The sequence below is a fragment of the Clostridium sp. AM34-9AC genome (assembly GCF_003480225.1).
GTDB classification, from domain to species: domain Bacteria; phylum Bacillota; class Clostridia; order Lachnospirales; family Lachnospiraceae; genus Acetatifactor; species Acetatifactor acetigignens.
The window spans coordinates 1-19,961 of the sequence record NZ_QUIU01000023.1 but is presented as its reverse complement, the minus strand read 5'-3'; the positions used below and the strand labels follow the sequence as shown (position 1 = coordinate 19,961).

The following is a 19,961-nucleotide window of genomic DNA, read 5'->3' as shown; positions in this document are numbered from 1 at the left end:
GTCAATCACAATGACAAAACCGAAAACCCTTGAACAGCTCCGAGCCGAAAAGGAACGGGCCGAGACGCAGCTTGCACAGGAGAAGCACAAGCTCAACCGTCTTGAGAACAGAAAGAAATATCTGGAGAAAGGCGAAAGGCAGAAACGCACCCACCGCCTTTGCAATCTGGGCGGCACGATTGAGAGCCTTGCCCCGGAGGTCAAAGATCTCACACGCACCGAAATGACAGAGCTGATGGAACACATCTTTTCTCTGTCCGAAGTCCAGCGAGCCGTCCGTCACATGGCGATTACCCACATCAGCCAAGCAAACAGAGAAAAGGAGTTGAAAGCCGATGGCACTATTTCATCTGAGCGTCACGCAGACTAAGCGAAGCGCAGGACAGTCCGCTATTGCTTCTGCTGCCTACCGTGCCGGGGAGCGATTGTATAGCGAGTATTACGGCGAATACAGCGACTACACCAGAAAGGGCGGCGTGATCTGCTCCAACATTCTCCTGCCGTCCCATGCACCGCCCGAATACGCAGACCGCCAGACCCTATGGAACGCCGTGGAAAAAGCCGAGCGTGGAAAGAACGCCCAGCTTGCATACAGCTTTGACATTGCCTTGCAGAATGAATTTTCCCTTGAGGAAAACATCGCTCTTGCAAGGCAATTTTTATTGGAGAACTTTGTAAGCCGGGGCATGGTGGTTGACTTCGCCGTACACCAGCCAGACCGTGAGGACGGCGGCATACCCAATCCACATTTTCATGTACTTTGCCCCATCCGCCCCATCGAGCAGAACGGCAAATGGGGGCTAAAGCAACGCCGGGTGTATGAGCTGGACGAGGACGGCAACCGTATTCGAGACGCAAACGGTAAGTATGTGTTCAATGCCGTTCCCACTACCGACTGGGGCAGTCCCGAAACGCTGGAATACTGGCGGCAGACATGGGCGGAGATGTGCAACGCCAAGTTTGCAGAGAAAGGGCTTGATGTTCGCATCGACCACCGAAGCTATGAGCGTCAGGGCGTGGAGCTTCTTCCCACTGTCCATGAGGGCGCAACCGTCCGGGCAATGGAGAAGAAAGGCATACGCACCGAGAAAGGCGAGTTCAACCGCTGGATCAGAGCAACCAATGCCGTTATCCGTGACATCAAGAAGAAAATCACTCTCCTGTTTGATTGGATTGCCGAAGCAAAAGCAGAGCTTGCCAAGCCGCAGGCACCCGACCTTGTTTCTCTGCTGAACGCCTATTACACCAGCCGCAACGCCGGGGCGTATTCCCAGAAAGGCAAGGTCTGCAATCTAAAGGAGATGAACGAGACTTTCAATTATCTTCGGAAGAATGGCATTTACACCCTTGAAGATTTGGAAAGCCGTGTCAGCGAACACAGTGCTGCCACAGAGAGCTTGAAGAAAACGCTGGACGAACAGACCGCCCGAATGAAAGCAATTAAGCAGCTCTATGACAGCTCCGCTGCTTTCCAGAGCTTGAAGCCTGTCTATGACGGCTTGCAGAAAATCAAGTTTGAGAAGCCCAGAGCCAAGTACAAGGCAGAGCATGAAACGGAACTGAAACAGTTCTACGCCGCCAGACGAAAGCTGACCGGGGAGTTCCCAGACGGCAAGGTGGATATGAAAAAGCTGTCCGACGAGTATGACGAGCTGGAACAGGCGCACAACACCACCTATGGCGAGTTTAAGACCGTCAGAGACGATTTACACCGTCTTTGGAAGGTCAAGTCATGCGTAGATACTGCCGCCCGATTTAACGAGCGCACAGAGGAACAAAAGCTCCAAAATCGACCCCAAACACGACAGAAAAAGGAGGAACTATCCCGATGAATTACACCCAAGCACAGATTGACCGGGCAAACGCCGTCAGTCTGGAAGATTTTCTCCGCACACAGGGAGAGACGCTTATCAAAAGCGGACGGGAATACCGTTGGAAAGAACATGACAGCCTGACCGTCCGGGGAAACAAGTGGTTTCGCCACAGCCAGAGCAAGGGCGGCTATCCCATTGATTTTGTCATGGAGTTTTACGGCAAGTCCTTTCCCGAAGCAGTCCAGCTCTTAACCGGCGAAAGCGCCGAGGGACAGAGCGAAGCCGCCACAGCACCGCCCACAGCGTTTCACTTGCCCTTGCACAACAGAACAGCCGACAGAGCAATCCAATATCTCACAGAAAGCCGAGGTCTCAACAAAACGCTTGTTGAGGCTTTTCTTCTTTCCGGGGATATTTACGAGGACGCAAAGCGGCACAATGTTGTGTTTGTCGGCAGAGACCGAAGCGGTACGCCGAGATACGCCCATGTGCGAGGAACGGCAGACCCATTCAGACAGGATATTACCGGGTCTGACAAGTCCTATCCGTTCCGCTATGAGGGAAACGGCAACCAGCTCTTTGTCTTTGAAGCACCGATAGACCTGTTATCGTTTATCTGCCTATATCCGCAAGACTGGCAGACAAGGAGCTATCTTGCCCTGGGCGGCGTTTCGGGCAAAACACTTGACCGTTTCCTTTCTGAACGCAAGGACACCCGAAAAGTGTTCCTCTGCCTTGACAGCGACACCGCAGGAAGCGATGCCTGTACCCGACTGGCACAGGACATTCCCGGCGAGATCGCCGTCATTCGCCTTGTCCCGGCAAGGAAAGACTGGAACGATGTCCTCCGTCAGCAAGGGGACATTCCCAGCCGCAAATTCATAGCCGAGACAATCACGCTGCGAGAGCTGCCCACCGCCCAGCCTGTCCCCATGCTCCGCATGGCAGATGTGGAGCTTACGAGCGTGGAATGGCTATGGTTTCCGTATATCCCCTTTGGGAAGCTGACGATCATACAGGGCAACCCCGGCGAGGGCAAGACATACTTTGCCATGCGTCTTGCGGCGGCTTGCACCAATCGAAAGCCTTTACCTGGTATGGAGACACTTGAGCCTTTCAATATCATCTATCAGACCGCCGAGGACGGTTTGGGCGATACCGTTAAGCCCCGGCTGATGGAAGCGGACGCAGACCTTGAAAGAGTGCTTGTCATTGACGATAGAGACACGCCGCTGACCCTTGCCGATGAGCGCATCGCAAGGGCAATCCGGGAAAACAACGCAAGGCTGGTTATCATTGACCCGGTGCAGGCGTTTCTGGGCGCAGATGTGGACATGAACCGGGCAAATGAAGTCCGTCCCATCTTCCGCAGTCTGGGAGACATTGCACAGGCTACTGGGTGCGCTATCGTGCTGATCGGACACCTCAACAAAGCCGCAGGAACGCAAAGCACCTACCGGGGATTGGGGTCTATCGACATTACGGCGGCAGTCCGCAGTCTGCTTTTTATCGGCAAGCTGAAGGACAATCCAACAACGAGGGTGCTTATCCATGAGAAAAGCTCCCTTGCGCCGCCCGGACAGTCCCTTGCATTTTCTCTGGGAGACGAGAAAGGTTTTGAGTGGATAGGGGCTTATGACATTACCGCTGACGAGCTTCTTGACGGGACAGACACAGCCAAGACCGAAAGCAAGACCGCACAGGCGCAAATGATCATTCTGGAACTGCTTGCGGACGGAAAGCGTATGCCGAGTGCAGAGTTGGAAAAGGCAGTCAATGAGCGGGGGATTTCCTCACGCACCATGAGAACGGCAAAAAGCCGTATCGGAGACAGACTTGTGACCGAGAAAGACGGCACAACATGGGTCTGCTATCTCCGAGACTGACAACAGGAACACGGCAAGCGTGGCAAAGACGGCAAGGTTTTTATAGATACCTTAATGTTGCCGCCTTGCCTTGTCCCCTCATACCGACACCGCCCGATGATGAACAGTCACCGGGCATTTTTCATTTACAGGAGGATTTTGCATGAACAATACCGCAACCAATACCGCCACTTGCCCGACTGTCAGAAAGCAGATCGGCAAGACCACCTATATCGTCCGTGTCCATTTCAGCGAGACCGCAAAAGAGACGATGGAGGACAAAATCAAGCGTATGCTCCGTGAGGAAGTCCGCAAAATGTGACTTCTTTTTGAATTTGATGAAAAAGTCCTTGACTTTTCGTCTCTGGAAAGACGGCCAAGTCCATTCTGGTAAGCTGTGGTGCAAGACTGGCACCGTTTGATATCAAGGAACTCAGAGACCTGACTGCTTATGATGAACTGGAGCTTGATACTCTGGGAGATGAGAAGACGGCCCTGTTCCTGATCATGTCAGATACAGATGGAACCTTTAACTTCCTGATTTCCATGATCTATACACAGATGTTCAATCTTCTGTGTGAGAAAGCGGATGATGTGTATGGTGGAAGATTACCGGTACATGTAAGATGTCTGATTGATGAGGCGGCGAATATCGGCCAGATACCTAATCTGGAGAAGTTGGTCGCAACGATCCGAAGCCGAGAAATATCGGCATGCCTGGTATTACAGGCAAAGTCGCAGCTGAAAGCGATTTATAAGGATAACGCTGATACGATCATCGGCAACATGGATTCACAGATTTTTCTTGGTGGTACGGAACAGACCACTTTGAAGGATCTGAATGCGATTCTGGGAAAAGAAACGATTGATATGTACAATACAGGTCAGTCAAAAGGATCCCAGGAAAGCTACAACATGAATTACCAGAAACTTGGTAAGGATCTTATGACAATGGATGAACTGGCGGTCATGGACGGCTCAAAATGTATTGTGCAGGTCCGTGGTGTAAGACCTTTCTTATCCGATAAATATGATCTGACGCAGCATCCGAATTACAAGCTGACGGCAGATTATGATAAGAGGAATTATTTTGATGTAGTAAAATTCCTCAGCCACAACTTAATACTGAAAGCAGATGACGAATACCAGGTCATCGATTTAACCGAGTAAAGAGCTCTTTCCATCCGGCGATAAAGGCCGGGAGGCAGGAGCTTTTACTATATTCCCGAACAGGAAATAAAAGAATTTCCAAATGGGGAGCAAATATGCGCGCATAGCCGGGATCACTGCAGGAAGACCGGCAGTAACTATAAAACGCCCTTTGGTCAGGACAGAAGGAAAAAGTATATCACACAAAAATCATTTAATGGAGGAATTTGAATTATGGCATTTTTTACAAGCGCAGTAGGAACCTTACAGACACTTGTTATCGCTCTTGGAGCCGGACTTGGAATCTGGGGAGCGATCAACCTTATGGAAGGCTACGGAAATGATAATCCCGGAGCAAATGCTCATGTACGGTAAGGAAGCAAGCAACCGAAAACAAGAGATAGACCGCCAGCACTACACTATTCCGAACCAAAGACCAAAAGATAAGCATTGTGGGAAAATCTAAACTTTTGGATTTTCCTACAATGCCGACTACGGCGGAATCCTTCCCACTCCTTATATCTTTATTTCCGTATACATTGAATTTGTATTTAGTAAATGCTATAATGTCCCTATTCAAATTATAAATGTGTTGAATTAGTTACATGTACATATTTTTTGTGCCGCATAAATACCCTGTTGAGGTTGTCGTTCTTTGTCCAGATGTGGAAACAATAAAAGGAAGGGAACGATACAGGGAGAAAACAGGCTATTCCGGCTTTACGGTTGAAACCTTATACGATACATTTATGCAGACAACACCACGGATCGGCTTTTGGCTGGACAATTCCAACCAAACACCACAGCAGACAGCAGAAACCATTCTGAACGCCAGAAAGTCGGTATGATTGTTACATATAAGGGGAAGAAAAATTTCTTTTAGGTACTTTCTTTCCTAAAACTAATGTGATATAATAGCATCATTCCAAAAAAGGAGTAAAAAATATGCGGCAAGGTATTCTTAAATAAAACTATAATCAAATAGTGGGAACAAAGGATTATGATAGTCCCTTTTGTGGGGGCTTGGTTTTTTGTACCCAATTTAAGAATACTTTTGCCTTATCAATTTTGACATATCCGAAAAACAGCAATCACAAACAGGTGTATGCTGTATATGTGTATGTCCGCAAATTATAATCCCCAGTGGTAAAAGTATTTTACTGCTGGGGATTTTTATGCCCTTTTGGGGCTGTAAAAGGAGGACAATCACATGAAAATAATCAATATTGGAATTCTCGCCCATGTAGACGCAGGAAAAACAACATTGACGGAAAGCCTGCTGTACACCAGTGGAGCGATTGCGGAACAAGGAAACGTGGATAAAGGAACTACAAGAACAGACACTATGATTTTGGAACGGCAGCGCGGAATTACCATTCAGACAGCGGTTACTTCTTTTTGCTGGAATGATTATAAAATCAATATCGTGGACACTCCCGGTCATATGGATTTTTTAACCGAAGCATACCGCTCTTTATCTGTCCTTGACGGAGCTGTTTTAGTCATTTCGGCAAAAGACGGCGTACAGGCACAAACCCGTATATTATTCCATGCGCTTCAGAAAATGGACATTCCGACAATTATCTTTATAAATAAGATAGACCAAAATGGGATCGACCTGCGGCGTGTTTACCAAAGCATTAAAGATAAACTTACCAGTGATATGATTGTCATGCAGGAGGTTTCCCTGTCGCCAAAGATAACCATGACCGATATTTCTGATTTGGACAAATGGGATATGATTATTTCCGGAAGCGATGAACTATTAGAACGATATGTTGCAGAGGATTCTTTGGATATACAGGAATTACAATATGAAAAGTGCAAAAGAACCAGATGCTGCTCTTTGTTTCCTGTTTATCATGGGAGTGCAAAAGACAATTTAGGAACAGAAAAACTGATTGAAGCGATTACAGAAACTTTCATTACAGAAACAGACGATATTCAGTCTGAATTATGTGGATATGTTTTTAAGGTTGAGTATACAGAGCGGAAAAAACGGCTTTCTTATTTACGCCTGTATCATGGGACGCTCCATTTACGGGATACCCTGCTGCTGTCAAAAAAGGAAAAAATAAAGATTACAGAAATGTGTATTCCGTCAAATGGTGAAATCGTCCCGGTTGACCATGCCTGTCCGGGAGAAATTGTTATTTTAGCTGATGATACTTTGAAACTGAACGACATTCTGGGAAATGAAAAACTCCTGCCTCACAAAACACGGATTGATAATCCCATGCCATTACTTCGGACAACGGTAGAGCCGCAAAAGCCGGAGCAAAGGGAAGCCCTGTTAAATGCCCTCACAGAGATTGCTGATACAGACCCTCTTTTGCATTTTGACATTGATACTGTTACACATGAGATTATATTATCTTTTTTGGGAAAAGTACAGTTAGAAGTTATTTGTTCGCTATTAGAAGAAAAATATCATGTGGGCGTGGCTATGAAAGAGCCTTCGGTTATTTATCTGGAAAGACCGCAAAAAAAAGCGAGCTACACGATTCATATTGAAGTGCCGCCGAATCCGTTTTGGGCATCTATTGGTTTGACTGTAACACCGCTTCCTGTTGGAAGCGGAACACAATATAAAAGCGAGGTATCTCTCGGCTATTTAAACCAAAGTTTTCAAAATGCCGTCATGGAGGGTGTGCGTTATGGAATGGAGCAGGGCTTATATGGCTGGGGAGTGACAGACTGCCAAATTTGTTTTGATTATGGAGTTTATTACAGCCCGGTCAGCACCCCCGCTGATTTTCGTTTTCTTGCGCCTGTCGTGTTGGAGCAGGCATTGAAAAAAGCAGGAACACAACTGTTGGAACCATACCTTTCCTTTACCCTTTTTGCACCGCAGGAATATCTTTCACGGGCTTATAATGACGCACCAAAGTATTGCGCAATCATTGAATCAACCAGACTTGAAAAAGATGAAGTTATTTTTAAGGGGGAAATCCCTGCCCGTTGTATTGGTGAATATAGAAATGATTTGAATTTTTATACAAATGGAAGAAGTGTCTGCATTACAGAATTAAAAGGGTATCAGGAAACTTCCGGCGAGCCTGTGTTTCAGCCACGCCGCCCGAACAGCCGTTTAGACAAGATCCGGCATATGTTTCAGAAGATAATGTAACATCTTGCGCAATGCAAACGTTCATTGCTGGCTATTGCGAAATATCATTGATAAAATCAGCATCAGAGAGGAGGAACCATTTTGAACCAGAAACAGACGGATATTACAACAGGAAAGCAAATACGTCATCTGCGAACACAATCGGGAATGACACAGGAAGAACTGGCTGGGAAATTGAATGTTACCCGGCAGGCGCTATCGAATTGGGAGAGAGATGTTAATGAACCCGATTTAAATACGTTGAAAAAAATTTGTTTTCTTTTTGGAGTCCACATGGACGATTTTGCGAAGGAGGTAATAACAAAAATGGAAACATGTGAAAAAAAGAGAAACGACAATTTAATAAGTATGATATGGCAATTGGACTTTTTTATGGTGTCGGGATATTTCTTGGCATTGGTATTTTCTTTGTTGGCGGTTTTATGACAATGTCGGGTGCAGGGTGGGGAGCATCACTATTTGGCGGTGGCTGTTTTTCTCTTGTATTTGGCTTGATATGCCATGCAGTTATTACATTGAGAAGAAATGACAAATGATGACATATCCTGCTTTCTAGTCTTTTCGGTCATATCGCGTAAAAAAGCCGCTGCTTTTGGCTTTCCAATAGCGGCGGCAAAGGGAAATATCCTTTGAATACCTTACAGAAGAAAAGTTTTGCAGCATTATAAAAATAAAAGCCTATACCATTTTGGAAAGAAAAGATACATAATAGTCAAGACGGCAACAATCAGAAGTTATGGAGGGTAACAATGGAATATAGTAAGGAAGATTTAATGGAAGCAAAAAGGCAAATTTTGGGAGTGGGAGAGAACATGGGAACAGAGGAAAGCAAAAAGATCTGGGAGAAAAACGCACAATTTTGGGATGATGCAATGGGTGACGAATCCAATGAATTTCACAGAGAGGTAGTACGTCCCAAAGTAACGGAACTTCTCTCTCCTGATCCTTCGGATTACATTTTGGATATTGCGTGCGGCAATGGAAATTATTCTTCGTATCTTGCACAGAGAGGCGCTTCGGTCGTCGCTTTTGATTACAGCAAAAAAATGATAGAATTGGCTAAAAGACGGCGATCACAATATGCAAAACAAATTGAGTTTTGCGTAGCGGATGCGACCAATAGAGAAAGCTTATTAGGATTAAAAAGAAATCGAGCCTTTACGAAAGCAGTTTCTAATATGGCAATTATGGATATTACGGATATTGAACCGCTTTTTATGGCTGTTTATGAACTATTGGAGGAAAACGGGATTTTTGTCTTTGCAACGCAGCACCCTTGTTTTATCACATTGACTGAAAAATATATGACACCGCACAGTTACTATGATATAGCGATCGAAGGGCAGCCGGAGGAGCAGATTTATTATCATCGTTCCATACAAGATATTTTTAACCTTTGTTTCAGAGCTGGATTTGTCATTGATGGATTTTATGAAGAATGTTTCAAAAACAATAAAGAAATTCCTATGGTAATGATAGTAAGGCTTAAAAAGGTAAAACGTGATAGCTTAAAATAAATTCAAGTTTGCCGGATAAATAGCAAACCCGGCCGAGCCAGTCAACGGTCAAGATGAACGGGCTTCGCCCGCCGTTGACAGCCCCGCCCGGTTTTGCAGTTAGGCAGTCAAGGAGCGACAGCCTAAAGTGCTGCCGCCCCTTACTATCATAAAAAGCAACTACTAACCAGCCACAGCCCTTTTGGGAGGAAAGGGGGATTTTCCATGACCTGTACAGAAGAATATCGGGAACATATCGAGTACACTTTCCATGCCTTTTGCAAAGTCGTTATCCGAAATGCAACGATCAACGCAGCGAGGACACGGAGCAGGAAGCACAAAAGAGAAATATCCCTTGAATACCTCACAGACGAAAAGCACTACCCTTTAGGCACGACAGATGAATATTTCCAAGCCCCGGAGCCGGACGAGGAATACATACTTACCCTTTGCGGCGATACGGTCATTTTCAGCAGCGGTTTACTTGCGGAAGCCCTGTCACGGCTGGACGAACGGGAGCGGGAAATGATTTACCTGTCCTTTTTCAAGCGTATTCCACAGCACGAAATTGGCAGACAGTACGGGCGCAGCCGCAGCACAGCGGGCTACCATATCCGAAAAGCCCTACGGCAGCTCCAAGCGGAAATGGAGGGAATGGCATATGAGAAATAATAGGCTTCTCCCCTATGAAACAATCGTCCAAGCCGCCAGCGGGGAGCCGGAAGCGGTGGGAACTGTATTGCAGTATTACCGCCGCCGCATACAATGTGCCGCCCGTGTGAATGGACGGGTAGACCAAGATACAGAGGACTACATCACCCAGACGCTTCTCACAGCTATTTTCAAGTTCCGCTTTGGGAGATAGCCCTACCGCCTACAACTGAATAACCGCCGCTTCGCCGGCAACCAGAAAGCAGTAAATCTATTCAACAGATTTGCTGCTTTTTTTCGTTCCTGTTTGGCATTTTTGAAAATCCCCAGTATGAAAAAACAAAAGGGAAAATAGCCGCCGCAGTTGGCAAAATCCCTTACTTATCCGTAGAGGGTATCAAAGAAAAAAATACTGCCATTGTCCGCCTATTCCGGCTTGCGTGGTGTTGTAGGGAATAGAGGGGAAATTCTAAAAATCTCCGTCCATTTTGCTTTGCGTGGTGTTGTAGGTAGTGAAAGGAAAATTTTCAAGATAAGCCGGAATAGCGGGTAGCAAAGCCCTTTTGAAACGTTTTGTTAGCGGAAAGGACGGGAGCCGGGGAACGCCGGAGTTTTTCAGAGCAAGATTCTACCGAGGTGCCAAAATTCGCTCTCCGCTTATTTTTGCCCCTGCGGGAATCTTGTTGGGGAGTGCCTTCCCCAAACCCTGCTATGCGCCCTGTCGGGCGAGAAAGGAGGTCACAGACCATGCGAAAGAAATACAATACGCCCCACCGCCGTCATGTGGTAAAGACCCGCATGACCGATGAAGAATACGCCGACTTCACCGGGCGGCTGGCGGCTTATGAAATCAGCCAGTCCGAGTTTATCCGGCAAGCCATACGGAAAGCGACCATACGCCCCATTGTCACCGTTTCCCCGGTCAATGACGGGCTGCTTGCCGCCCTCTCCAAGCTCACGGCAGAGTACGGGAAAATCGGCGGCAACTTAAACCAGATTGCCCGGAGCCTGAACGAATACGGAAGCCCCTACCGGGGGCTGGAAAAGGAAGTGCGGGGAGCCGCCGCCGACCTTGCCGCCTTGAAGTTTGAAGTCTTGCAGAAAGTAGGTGAAGCCGTTGGCGATACTCAAACATATCAGCTCTAAAAATGCCAACTACGGGGACGCTGAAAAATACCTCACATTCGAGCATGACGAGTTTACCATGAAGCCCACCCTTGACGCAGACGGGCGGCTCATACCGAGGGTAGACTACCGCATATCCTCTCTGAATTGTGGCGGGGAGGATTTTGCCGTTGCCTGTATGCGCTCCAATCTCCGCTACGGCAAGAACCAGAAACGGGAGGACGTAAAGAGCCACCACTACATCATCAGCTTTGACCCACGGGACGGCCCGGACAACGGCTTGACCGTTGATCGGGCGCAGGAGCTGGGCGAGAAGTTCTGCGCCGAGCATTTCCCCGGACACCAGGCCCTTGTCTGCACCCACCCGGACGGACACAGCCACACCGAAAATATCCATGTGCATATCGTCATTAACAGTCTGCGGATTGCGGAGGTTCCCATGCTGCCCCACATGGACAGGCCAGCGGACAGGAAAGCAGGCTGCAAGCACCGCTGTACGGACGCAGCTATGAACTATCTGAAAGCCGAAGTCATGGAGATGTGCCACAGCGAGGGGCTTTACCAGATAGACCTTTTGAACGGCAGCAAAGAACGCATTACCGAGCGTGAGTATTGGGCGCAGAAGAAAGGACAGGCTGCCCTTGACAGAGCCAACGCCCCTATTGCTGCGGACGGTATCGCGCCCCGGCAGACCAAGTTTGAAACGGATAAGGCGAAGCTGCGCCGGACTATCCGGGAAGCCCTTGCCGCTGCTTCCGGCTTTGATGAGTTTGCCGCCCTGCTTCTCCGGCATGGTGTGACCGTCAAGGAGAGCCGGGGGCGGCTAAGTTACCTCACGCCGGACAGGACGAAGCCAATTACCGCCCGGAAGCTGGGGGACGATTTTGACCGGGCTGCTGTCCTCTCCGTTTTGGAGCAGAACGCCGCCAGAGCCGCCGAAAAACCCGCAGCCATAGCGGAATACCCCGGCAGTATCAAAGACCGCTTACGGACGAAAAAAGAAGCGAAAAACGCCCCGAACAATGACGCTGTACAGCGCATGGTAGACATAGCCGCCAAGCGAGCCGAGGGGAAAGGACGGGGCTATGAGAAGTGGGCGACCATGCACAACCTCAAACAGATGTCGGCTACCCTCATGCTCTACCAGCAGTATGGCTTTTCTTCCCCGGACGAGCTGGACGCTGCCATTTCCGCAGCCAACACCGCCACGCAGGAGAGCCTTGCCGGACTGAAAGGGCTGGAAGCCGCTATCCGGGAGAAAAAGGAATTGCAGCGCAACCTTTTGGGCTATATCGGCACGAAGCCCGCCCGTGACGGTCTGAAAGCGCAGAAATCGGAGAAAGCCCGGAGAGCCTACCGGGAACAGCACGAAAGCGATTTTATCATAGCGGACACAGCCGCCCGTTATTTCCGGGAGCATGGAATAACCAAGCTGCCAGCCAGCAAAGCCCTGCAAAGGGAGATTGAGCAGCTTACCGTCCAGAAGAACGCCGGATATAACGACTACCGGGAGAAACGCCAGCGGGCGCAGGAGCTTCAGACAGTCAGACGCAATATCGACCAGATTTTAAGGGGCGCACCGAGCCAGCAGAAAAAGCGTGAACAGGAGCGTTAAAGACCGCCCCGAAATGATACCGAAACCCTACAAAAATACAGGTATGATATGAACCCTTACCGCAATACTCCCCGACTTCCAAACGGGGCTTACAGGGCAGAAAAAGCCCGAAAATGATACCGAGAACATACAGAAAATGCCCCCTATCCCGCTACACCGATAGGAACGGCAGAAAGGAGCTTACCATTGCCGAGAATGAGCAAGAAGCGGCGGCTGGAATGGTCTTTCTTCCTCAACCACCGCAACCGTATCACTTACAACGACCTATGCCGGGGCTGCACCCGTGACTGCAAACAGAGCTTCCGGGCGGTTATCATACTATGCCCTCGCTATTATTCCAAACGCTGGAAAAAGGAGGACGCAGCCTATGGCAGATAACCGCAAATATTACTACCTCAAGCTGAAAGAGAGCTATTTTGACGATGATGCAATCGTTCTGCTGGAAAGTATGCAGGACGGCGTTATCTATTCCAACATTCTCTTGAAGCTGTACTTGAAATCGCTGAAAAACGGCGGGAAATTGCAGCTTGACGAGAATATCCCCTACACCGCCCAGATGATTGCGACCATTACCCGCCAGCAGGTAGGTACCGTAGAGAGAGCTTTGAAAATCTTTATGAAGCTGGGGCTTGTGGAGCCTTTGCCAAGCGGCGCACTCTACATGAGCAACATTGAGCTTTTAATCGGCCAGTCCTCTACCGAGGGGGAGCGCAAGCGCAGGGCGCGGCTGGCTTTGCAGGAACAAAAAGCCCTGCCGCAGACAGGGGCGGACATTTGTCCACCAGAGATAGAGATAGAGAAAGAGATAGATATAGAAATAGAAAAAGAGAGAGAGTTAGAAACGGGACACCCCGCCCCCGCCGCCTATGGCAGATATCACAATGTCATTCTTTCCGATACGGAGCTTGACGGGCTGAAAACAGAGCTTCCCGGCAAGTGGGAGTATTACATTGACCGCCTATCCTGCCATATCGCTTCCAGCGGGAGGAAATACAAGAGCCATGCAGCCACGATTTTCAAGTGGGCGCAGGAGGACGCAGCCAAGAAAGCCCCGAAAAAGGGCATACCCGATTATACCTGTAAGGAGGGCGAGAGCTTATGACGAATGGATTTGATGAAATGATTTTGAATATGACCGACACCACGCCGGAGCCGGAGGACTACACCGGCGAGGACGGGCTTTTATACTGCGGGAAGTGCCACAAGCCCAAAGAGGGCTATTTCCCCAAAGAAACCGCCGCATGGCTGGGGCGTGACCGCCACCCGGCAGAATGTGACTGCCAGCGGGCAGAGCGTGAGGAACGGGAAGCCGCAGAGAAACAGCGCAGTCACCTTGAAACTGTCGAGCGGTTGAAGCGGCGGGGCTTTACAGACCCGGCTATGCAGGGCTGGACGTTTGAGAACGACAACGGCAAGTGCCCGCAAATGGAACACGCCCATTTCTATGTGGAGAACTGGGAAACCATGAAAGAGCGCAACATTGGCTATCTGCTATGGGGCGGCGTTGGCACAGGCAAGAGCTATTTTGCGGGCTGTATCGCAAATGCCCTTATGGAGCGTGAAATCCCCGTGTGCATGACAAACTTTGCATTGATATTGGGTGACCTTGCCGCCAGCTTTGAGGGCAGGAATGAATATATCTCCCGACTTTGCAGCTTCCCGCTGCTTATCCTTGACGATTTTGGAATGGAACGGGGAACGGAATACGGCTTAGAGCAGGTCTACAACGTGATTGACAGCCGTTACCGCAGCGGCAGGCCGCTGATCGTCACGACTAATCTCACGCTGGAGGACTTGCAGCACCCGGAGGACACCGCCCACGCCCGCATTTATGACCGTCTGATTGAAATGTGTTCTCCTGTCCGCTTTACCGGGAGCAACTTCCGAAAAGCCACGGCGCAGGAGAAAATGGGACAACTGAAAAAGCTGATGAACAGAAAGGAGAGCCGCCTATGACCAACACCCCAAAGAATGACCGCAGCACCCGCCGCCCGGATTGCGTGACGGAAATCCGCATAGGTAATTCTGTCCTTGTCGTTTCCGGCTATTTCAAGCAGGACACCACCGCCACCGCCGCCGATAAAATGCTGAAAGTGCTGGAAGCGGAAGCTGCTACACAAAAATCGGCAATTTGACGGGACGTAAAGAAGCAGAAAGGACTGTACAGCCAGCCCCGGCGTGTGGTATGATAGTCATACGGAATAGTGGGGCTGGCTGTCGGAAATGGAGGACACTATGTTAAGACAGACCACCCGAAACCTTATTACCGCCCTTTATCCGAGATTATCCCACGAGGACGAGCTGCAAGGTGAGAGCAATTCTATTTCAAACCAGAAGCGTATTCTTGAAACCTATGCGAAGCAGAACGGCTTTTCCAATCTGCAATGGTACACAGATGACGGTTATTCTGGGGCGAACTTCCAAAGACCCGGTTTTCAAGCCATGCTTGCGGACATTGAAGCCGGAAAAGTCGGCACCGTTATCGTCAAGGATATGTCACGGTTAGGGCGAAACTATCTGCAAGTGGGAATGTATACGGAAATGATTTTCCCACAGAAAGGCGTCCGCTTTATCGCTATCAATGACGGAGTGGACAGCGCACAGGGCGACAATGATTTTGCCCCTCTGCGGAACATTTTTAACGAATGGCTGGTGAGAGATACGAGCAAGAAAATCAAAGCAGTAAAACGGTCTAAGGGTATGAGCGGGAAGCCCGTCACGAGCAAACCCGTATACGGCTACTTTATGGACGAGGACGAAAATTTTATCATTGACGGGGAAGCCGCCCCTGTTGTGCGGCAGATTTACAGCTTGTGCCTTGCCGGGAACGGGCCGACCAAGATAGCCCGTATGCTCACAGAGCAGGAGATCCCCACGCCGGGAACGCTGGAATACCGTCGGACGGGAAGCACCCGCCGCTACCACCCCGGCTATGAGTGCAAGTGGGCGACCAATACCGTGGTACATATCCTTGAAAACAGGGAGTACACGGGCTGTCTGGTAAACTTCAAGACGGAGAAGCCGTCCTACAAGACCAAGCACAGCGTAGAGAACCCCATTGAGAAACAGGCGATTTTCGAGAACCACCATGAGCCTATCATTGACACCCAGATGTGGGAGCGTGTGCAGGAGTTACGCAAGCAGCGCAAACGCCCGAACCGCTATGATGAAGTGGGCTTATTCTCCGGCATACTCTTTTGTGCCGACTGCGGCAGCGTCCTTTACCAGCAGCGTTACCAGAACGCCACCCGCAAGCAGGATTGTTATATCTGCGGGAGCTACAAGAAGCGTACCCGTGACTGTACGGCGCACTTTATCCGCACCGACCTGTTGACCGCCGGAGTGACCGACAATCTGCGGAAAGTCACCAGCTATGCAGCGAAGCACGAAGCCCGGTTTATGAAGCTGCTGATCGAGCAGAACGAGGACGGGGGCAAGCGCAGGAACGCCGCAAGGAAAAAGGAGCTGGAAGCCGCCGAGAAGCGTATCAGCGAGTTATCCGCTATCTTCAAGCGGCTGTATGAGGACAGCGTGACCGGGCGCATTTCAGACGAGCGTTTCACGGAGCTGTCGGCAGACTATGAAGCCGAGCAGAAAGAACTGAAAGAGAGAGCCGCCGCTATCCGGGCAGAGCTTTCCAAAGCGCAGGAAGCCACGGTAAACGCAGAAAAGTTTATGAATGTTGTCCGCAAGTACACCAGCTTTGAAGAACTTACCCCTACCCTTTTGCGTGAGTTTGTGGAGAAAATCGTTGTGCATGAGTGCAGCTATGACGAGAACGGCACACGCAGACAGGACATTGATATTTATTACTCTTTCGTTGGCAAGGTAGACCTGCCCGAATGACCGCCCGACCTATCCGGCGCAATGCGCAAACGCCGGATAGGAACGGCAAAATTTTTTACACTTCTACTACTTCTTTATCACACATCAGCAAAGCCCCAGGGAATGAAGCAGTTCATGGCTAATTAAAGGGAGCAAAAAGAAAGGAAAAGCACAATCCAGACGGTATCAGCGGCAGGTTACAAGAATAAATTGTGATTTCACAAGATTGGTGCTATAATAAGAGAAAAGTTCCTGCCGGGGCAGCCGCCCCGGTGGTATGGATAGGAAGGCGGGAAAGCAATATGCACATCAGCTATAAACCACTCTGGCATACACTGTTAGAGCGTGATATGAGAAAAGAAGATTTAAGGCTTGCTGCTGGTATGACAACGAATATGATTGCCAACATGAGCAAAGAGGGAAAGCACATCAGCATGGACACATTAGCCCGTATCTGCGAAACGCTGAATTGTGAGATTACCGATGTAATTGAGTCAGTACCAGACGAGCCTCCTTCCACAGGAGGTACGGAACATGAGCGAATTGAAACCAAGAATAACAGAAAACGGAATTGATTATATCCTTGTTGGAGATTACTACATCCCAGACTTGAAGCTGCCGGAAGAACACCGCCCCATCGGAAAGTACGGACGGATGCACCGGGAATATTTAAGAGAAGTCCACCCAGCCAGATTGAACACATTGACCTTGACCGGGGAGTTATGGACATACCTTGCAGACCTGAACGAACAGGCACAGGAACGGTTAGACACCATCATGGAGCAGATGAAAGCCACCGAGGGCGTGACCGAGGAATTGAAGCGTACCCGTCAAATGGAATGGGTGCAGCGTTGCAATAACATTCACAACCGAGCAGAAGAAATTGTTTTGCATGATATAATTTATTCATACGGGAGTAATTAAATCGGAGGTATATAAGATGATTGAAATTGTATTTGGTGAAAGTGCCTGTGGAAGTTTGAAAATTGCCCAAACTTACGGTAAGGGAAAGTATAGAGGAAGTGCAGTTTCGGTCTTTATGAGGCACGAAGATGGGAGTGTTCCATCTTCAGATGAAATGAAAGAAGCACAAATTCAAGCACAGGAACAAGAACATATTGCTTGGGAGAATGCTATTCCATTGGGAGGCAAGAGCAGTGATGTTTATTGTTTTGATATGGCTCTTAGTGTGGGAGATATTTCTGATAATGGAATTGGCGAACAGCGGAAAAATGTTCTCAAGAAAATGCTGTCTGTCTGGTTTGTAGAGGATTTAGACTATCAGGTTGAAGAAAAAATACAGAAAATTAAAACTACATTGTCTTCGGTTATTGAACGATATGTAGCTGGGGAAGAAGTTCGTATTTGGTATAGCTATAATCCGGATGAACTTTGCGGTATGTACTGGCTTATGAAACAACTTCGACCATTAAACTGTCAGACAACAATTTATTTGGTTAAGTTACCTGCCTGGGAATATGGAAAAGAAAATACTATGACATCCAAAATAGCATGGGGTGAGGTTTCTCCTGGCGAATGGGGAAAATATATAACTCTACAAGAAAAAGCTAAGCCTGTATTTCTTTCAGCTTGTGCTATGAAATGGAATCAACTTCAAAATGAAAATGCACCTTTGCGTGCAATGCTAAATGGTAAATTGCAAAGTGTTTCAGAAGATATATATGATAGTTTCATTCTTCGTGAAATTGCGGAACAGCCAGAGCAATTCAAAATGGCTATTGTTATAGGTAATGTTTTAGGAAAATATCAACTTGGAATTAGTGATGTATGGATTTCTAATCGCATTGATAAAATGCTTGAAGATGGTGTGTTGGAAATTATACAGGACGCACCAAAGGGAGAAACAAATTATCGCCGGATATTAAGAAAACGAATGAAATAATAACCACAGCAAGAACCGCTGCTACATGGAAGGCACCCCAACCATGCAACAGCGGTTTTTTTTACCGTTTTTTCCTCTGGCTGATAGGCGTTCCCATTTTCTTTGATTTTTTGAGAATCCGAATCAGCCAGCGAAATTCTTCGTCTGACAGATTTTTATAGTTGATACCGAGCTGCTTGCAGTAAAGGACAACCAGCTTTTCATCCCGGCTGCCCTTGAAATTTTCGACTGCTTCGAGATTTTCTTTCAATTCATCGGCAACGGTGGTCTGGGGCGCACTCTCACTGTCCTTTTTGTGGGCTTCCCGAATATCCCGGATAATCAGGTTGAGGTCATCCAGAACCATGTGACTGAAATACTCATCATCACTGATATGGGCGGCTTGCAGCACTTTCAAATGCGGGTCATCTTCGCCTGGGCGATACCGTTCAATGATTTCATGCCGGACGGTATCGACAAGTGCATTGAGGTTTTGAATCTGCATGGTAGCAATCCCGTCCACATAAATCTCAATGTCTGCAAGAAACTTGATAAAATCTTTATGTGTAGCAAGCTCACAGAGCAGACGGTTGTTAATCCGACCGCTTTTCAGCAGTGCCACCATCTCATCATTCAAATGCAACTCCGTCAATGGTGTGTTGATCTGCTCCCTGTTCTCTATCCGGCACAGTAGATAATCAACAGAGACCCCATAGAAGTCTGCCAGCGTGATAAGGTTGCCATGATTGATTTCCTTAAAATCCTCTTTTTCATAACTTCCAAGAGCTGATTTGGAAATGCCTGTCAGCTTTGATAGTTCTTCCAGATTTAAGCCTTTGTCCTTGCGGAGTTCCCAAAGGCGTTCCTGTATGCTTGTTGCTCCTTTCATGGGCGCACGCTCCTTTCCAATGGTTTCATTGCTGCCGCTTATCTGGATTATATCACACTTTCCGCAATCGTGGAAATTTCTGATTTTTACCCCTAATTCCTACTTTGTGGACATACGGCACAGGGCACAAAAATGTTCTATGATACAGGTAGTTCATCGATGGATTATTCCAATCGAATGACCAGCCTGTGTGGGATATGCTTCCCCGGCGATGTAGCGCCATGACTTTTGGCAGGGATATGGAGGAACCCTGACCGAAACGAGCGTACCAAAGGGAGCAATACGCCGCTGTGAGATTCAGGGGAGGAACGACACCGGGGAGAACTGGCGAACTGACACCGAAATGATACCGAAACACGACAATCTGATAGGGGGATAGTCTACCCTATCGCTGATACTTCGGGAGATTTTAATCGGCTCTATGACCGTAATTTTGCCGAAAATCGCCCCGAAACCATACACTAAAACGGGAGGAAATACAATATGCCGAGAATGAGCAAAAAGAGGAAGCATGAGCTTT

General features: G+C 48.3%; 20 protein-coding genes and 3 pseudogenes. 22 read left to right on the top strand and 1 reads right to left on the bottom strand.

Going from position 1 to position 19,961, the window contains the following annotated elements; all coding sequences use genetic code 11:
• Positions 1-10: 10 nt before the first annotated feature.
• The 22 genes and pseudogenes from DW835_RS13260 (at position 11) to DW835_RS13150 (ending at position 18,573) form a co-directional block, all read left to right on the top strand.
• On the top strand, positions 11-370 hold the full coding sequence (locus tag DW835_RS13260) for a DUF3847 domain-containing protein (protein ID WP_117836118.1): 360 nt from the start codon (positions 11-13) through the stop codon (positions 368-370).
• The gene (mobQ, locus tag DW835_RS13255; protein ID WP_118731283.1) at positions 336-1,832 is read left to right on the top strand and encodes a MobQ family relaxase; all 1,497 of its coding nucleotides are present in this window, start codon (positions 336-338) and stop codon (positions 1,830-1,832) included. Before DW835_RS13260 ends, mobQ begins: the two co-directional genes overlap by 35 nt.
• A complete protein-coding gene (locus DW835_RS13250) occupies positions 1,829-3,700 on the top strand; it encodes an AAA family ATPase (RefSeq protein ID WP_118731282.1) in 1,872 nt (623 codons plus the stop codon). The genes mobQ and DW835_RS13250 overlap by 4 nt, the downstream gene beginning before the upstream one ends.
• Positions 3,701-3,842: 142 nt before the next feature.
• Positions 3,843-4,001 carry a transposon-encoded TnpW family protein gene (locus DW835_RS13245; RefSeq protein ID WP_002596227.1) on the top strand — a complete coding sequence of 53 codons (159 nt, stop codon included), beginning with the start codon at positions 3,843-3,845 and terminating at the stop codon, positions 3,999-4,001.
• Between the two features lie 41 nt (positions 4,002-4,042).
• Positions 4,043-4,849 (top strand): annotated as a pseudogene (locus tag DW835_RS13240) (TraG/TraD/VirD4 family protein); the annotation flags it as partial.
• A gap of 213 nt (positions 4,850-5,062) precedes the next feature.
• A pseudogene (locus DW835_RS13235) lies at positions 5,063-5,191 on the top strand (Maff2 family protein); the annotation flags it as partial.
• 263 nt (positions 5,192-5,454) lie between these two features.
• A pseudogene (locus DW835_RS18720) lies at positions 5,455-5,676 on the top strand (phosphotransferase); the annotation flags it as partial.
• 362 nt (positions 5,677-6,038) lie between these two features.
• Positions 6,039-7,958: a tetracycline resistance ribosomal protection protein Tet(32) gene (gene tet(32) / locus DW835_RS13225; RefSeq protein WP_002602099.1), complete on the top strand. Its 1,920-nt coding sequence runs from the start codon at positions 6,039-6,041 to the stop codon at positions 7,956-7,958.
• Between the two features lie 81 nt (positions 7,959-8,039).
• A complete protein-coding gene (locus DW835_RS13220; protein ID WP_002602098.1) occupies positions 8,040-8,384 on the top strand; it encodes a helix-turn-helix transcriptional regulator in 345 nt (114 codons plus the stop codon).
• Positions 8,385-8,707: 323 nt separating this feature from the next.
• Entirely contained in the window at positions 8,708-9,475 is a 768-nt protein-coding gene (locus tag DW835_RS13215) for a class I SAM-dependent methyltransferase (RefSeq protein ID WP_002602097.1), read from the top strand.
• 204 nt (positions 9,476-9,679) lie between these two features.
• A complete protein-coding gene (locus tag DW835_RS13210) occupies positions 9,680-10,126 on the top strand; it encodes a sigma-70 family RNA polymerase sigma factor (protein ID WP_002602096.1) in 447 nt (148 codons plus the stop codon).
• Complete coding sequence (locus DW835_RS13205) at positions 10,116-10,319, top strand: helix-turn-helix domain-containing protein (protein WP_002602095.1); 204 nt, start codon at positions 10,116-10,118, stop codon at positions 10,317-10,319. Before DW835_RS13210 ends, DW835_RS13205 begins: the two co-directional genes overlap by 11 nt.
• Positions 10,320-10,852: 533 nt before the next feature.
• Positions 10,853-11,251 carry a plasmid mobilization relaxosome protein MobC gene (locus DW835_RS13200; RefSeq protein WP_002602094.1) on the top strand — a complete coding sequence of 133 codons (399 nt, stop codon included), beginning with the start codon at positions 10,853-10,855 and terminating at the stop codon, positions 11,249-11,251.
• Positions 11,223-12,845, top strand: coding sequence for a relaxase/mobilization nuclease domain-containing protein (locus tag DW835_RS13195; RefSeq protein WP_002602093.1), 1,623 nt, complete (start codon positions 11,223-11,225; stop codon positions 12,843-12,845). Before DW835_RS13200 ends, DW835_RS13195 begins: the two co-directional genes overlap by 29 nt.
• 186 nt (positions 12,846-13,031) lie before the next feature.
• Complete coding sequence (locus DW835_RS13185; RefSeq protein WP_006058351.1) at positions 13,032-13,223, top strand: hypothetical protein; 192 nt, start codon at positions 13,032-13,034, stop codon at positions 13,221-13,223.
• Positions 13,213-13,947 (top strand): phage replisome organizer N-terminal domain-containing protein, encoded by a 735-nt coding sequence (locus DW835_RS13180; RefSeq protein ID WP_097772859.1) that lies wholly within the window; start codon positions 13,213-13,215, stop codon positions 13,945-13,947. Before DW835_RS13185 ends, DW835_RS13180 begins: the two co-directional genes overlap by 11 nt.
• Positions 13,944-14,801 carry an ATP-binding protein gene (locus DW835_RS13175; RefSeq protein ID WP_002605635.1) on the top strand — a complete coding sequence of 286 codons (858 nt, stop codon included), beginning with the start codon at positions 13,944-13,946 and terminating at the stop codon, positions 14,799-14,801. Before DW835_RS13180 ends, DW835_RS13175 begins: the two co-directional genes overlap by 4 nt.
• On the top strand, positions 14,798-14,980 hold the full coding sequence (locus DW835_RS13170; RefSeq protein WP_002605634.1) for a transposon-encoded TnpW family protein: 183 nt from the start codon (positions 14,798-14,800) through the stop codon (positions 14,978-14,980). Before DW835_RS13175 ends, DW835_RS13170 begins: the two co-directional genes overlap by 4 nt.
• 100 nt (positions 14,981-15,080) lie before the next feature.
• The gene (locus DW835_RS13165) at positions 15,081-16,691 is read left to right on the top strand and encodes a recombinase family protein (protein WP_002605633.1); all 1,611 of its coding nucleotides are present in this window, start codon (positions 15,081-15,083) and stop codon (positions 16,689-16,691) included.
• A 191-nt stretch (positions 16,692-16,882) separates the two neighbouring features.
• Positions 16,883-17,245: a helix-turn-helix domain-containing protein gene (locus DW835_RS13160; protein ID WP_347559379.1), complete on the top strand. Its 363-nt coding sequence runs from the start codon at positions 16,883-16,885 to the stop codon at positions 17,243-17,245.
• Positions 17,205-17,594, top strand: coding sequence for a TnpV protein (locus DW835_RS13155; protein ID WP_117534454.1), 390 nt, complete (start codon positions 17,205-17,207; stop codon positions 17,592-17,594). Before DW835_RS13160 ends, DW835_RS13155 begins: the two co-directional genes overlap by 41 nt.
• Positions 17,595-17,610: 16 nt before the next feature.
• Positions 17,611-18,573 (top strand): DUF3658 domain-containing protein, encoded by a 963-nt coding sequence (locus DW835_RS13150; RefSeq protein ID WP_014078537.1) that lies wholly within the window; start codon positions 17,611-17,613, stop codon positions 18,571-18,573.
• A 61-nt stretch (positions 18,574-18,634) separates the two neighbouring features.
• Here DW835_RS13150 and DW835_RS13145 read toward each other — a convergent pair whose 3' ends face one another.
• Positions 18,635-19,441, bottom strand: a complete 807-nt coding sequence (locus tag DW835_RS13145) for a helix-turn-helix domain-containing protein (RefSeq protein WP_006873172.1) — start codon at positions 19,439-19,441, stop codon at positions 18,635-18,637.
• Between the last annotated feature and the right edge of the window lie 520 nt (positions 19,442-19,961).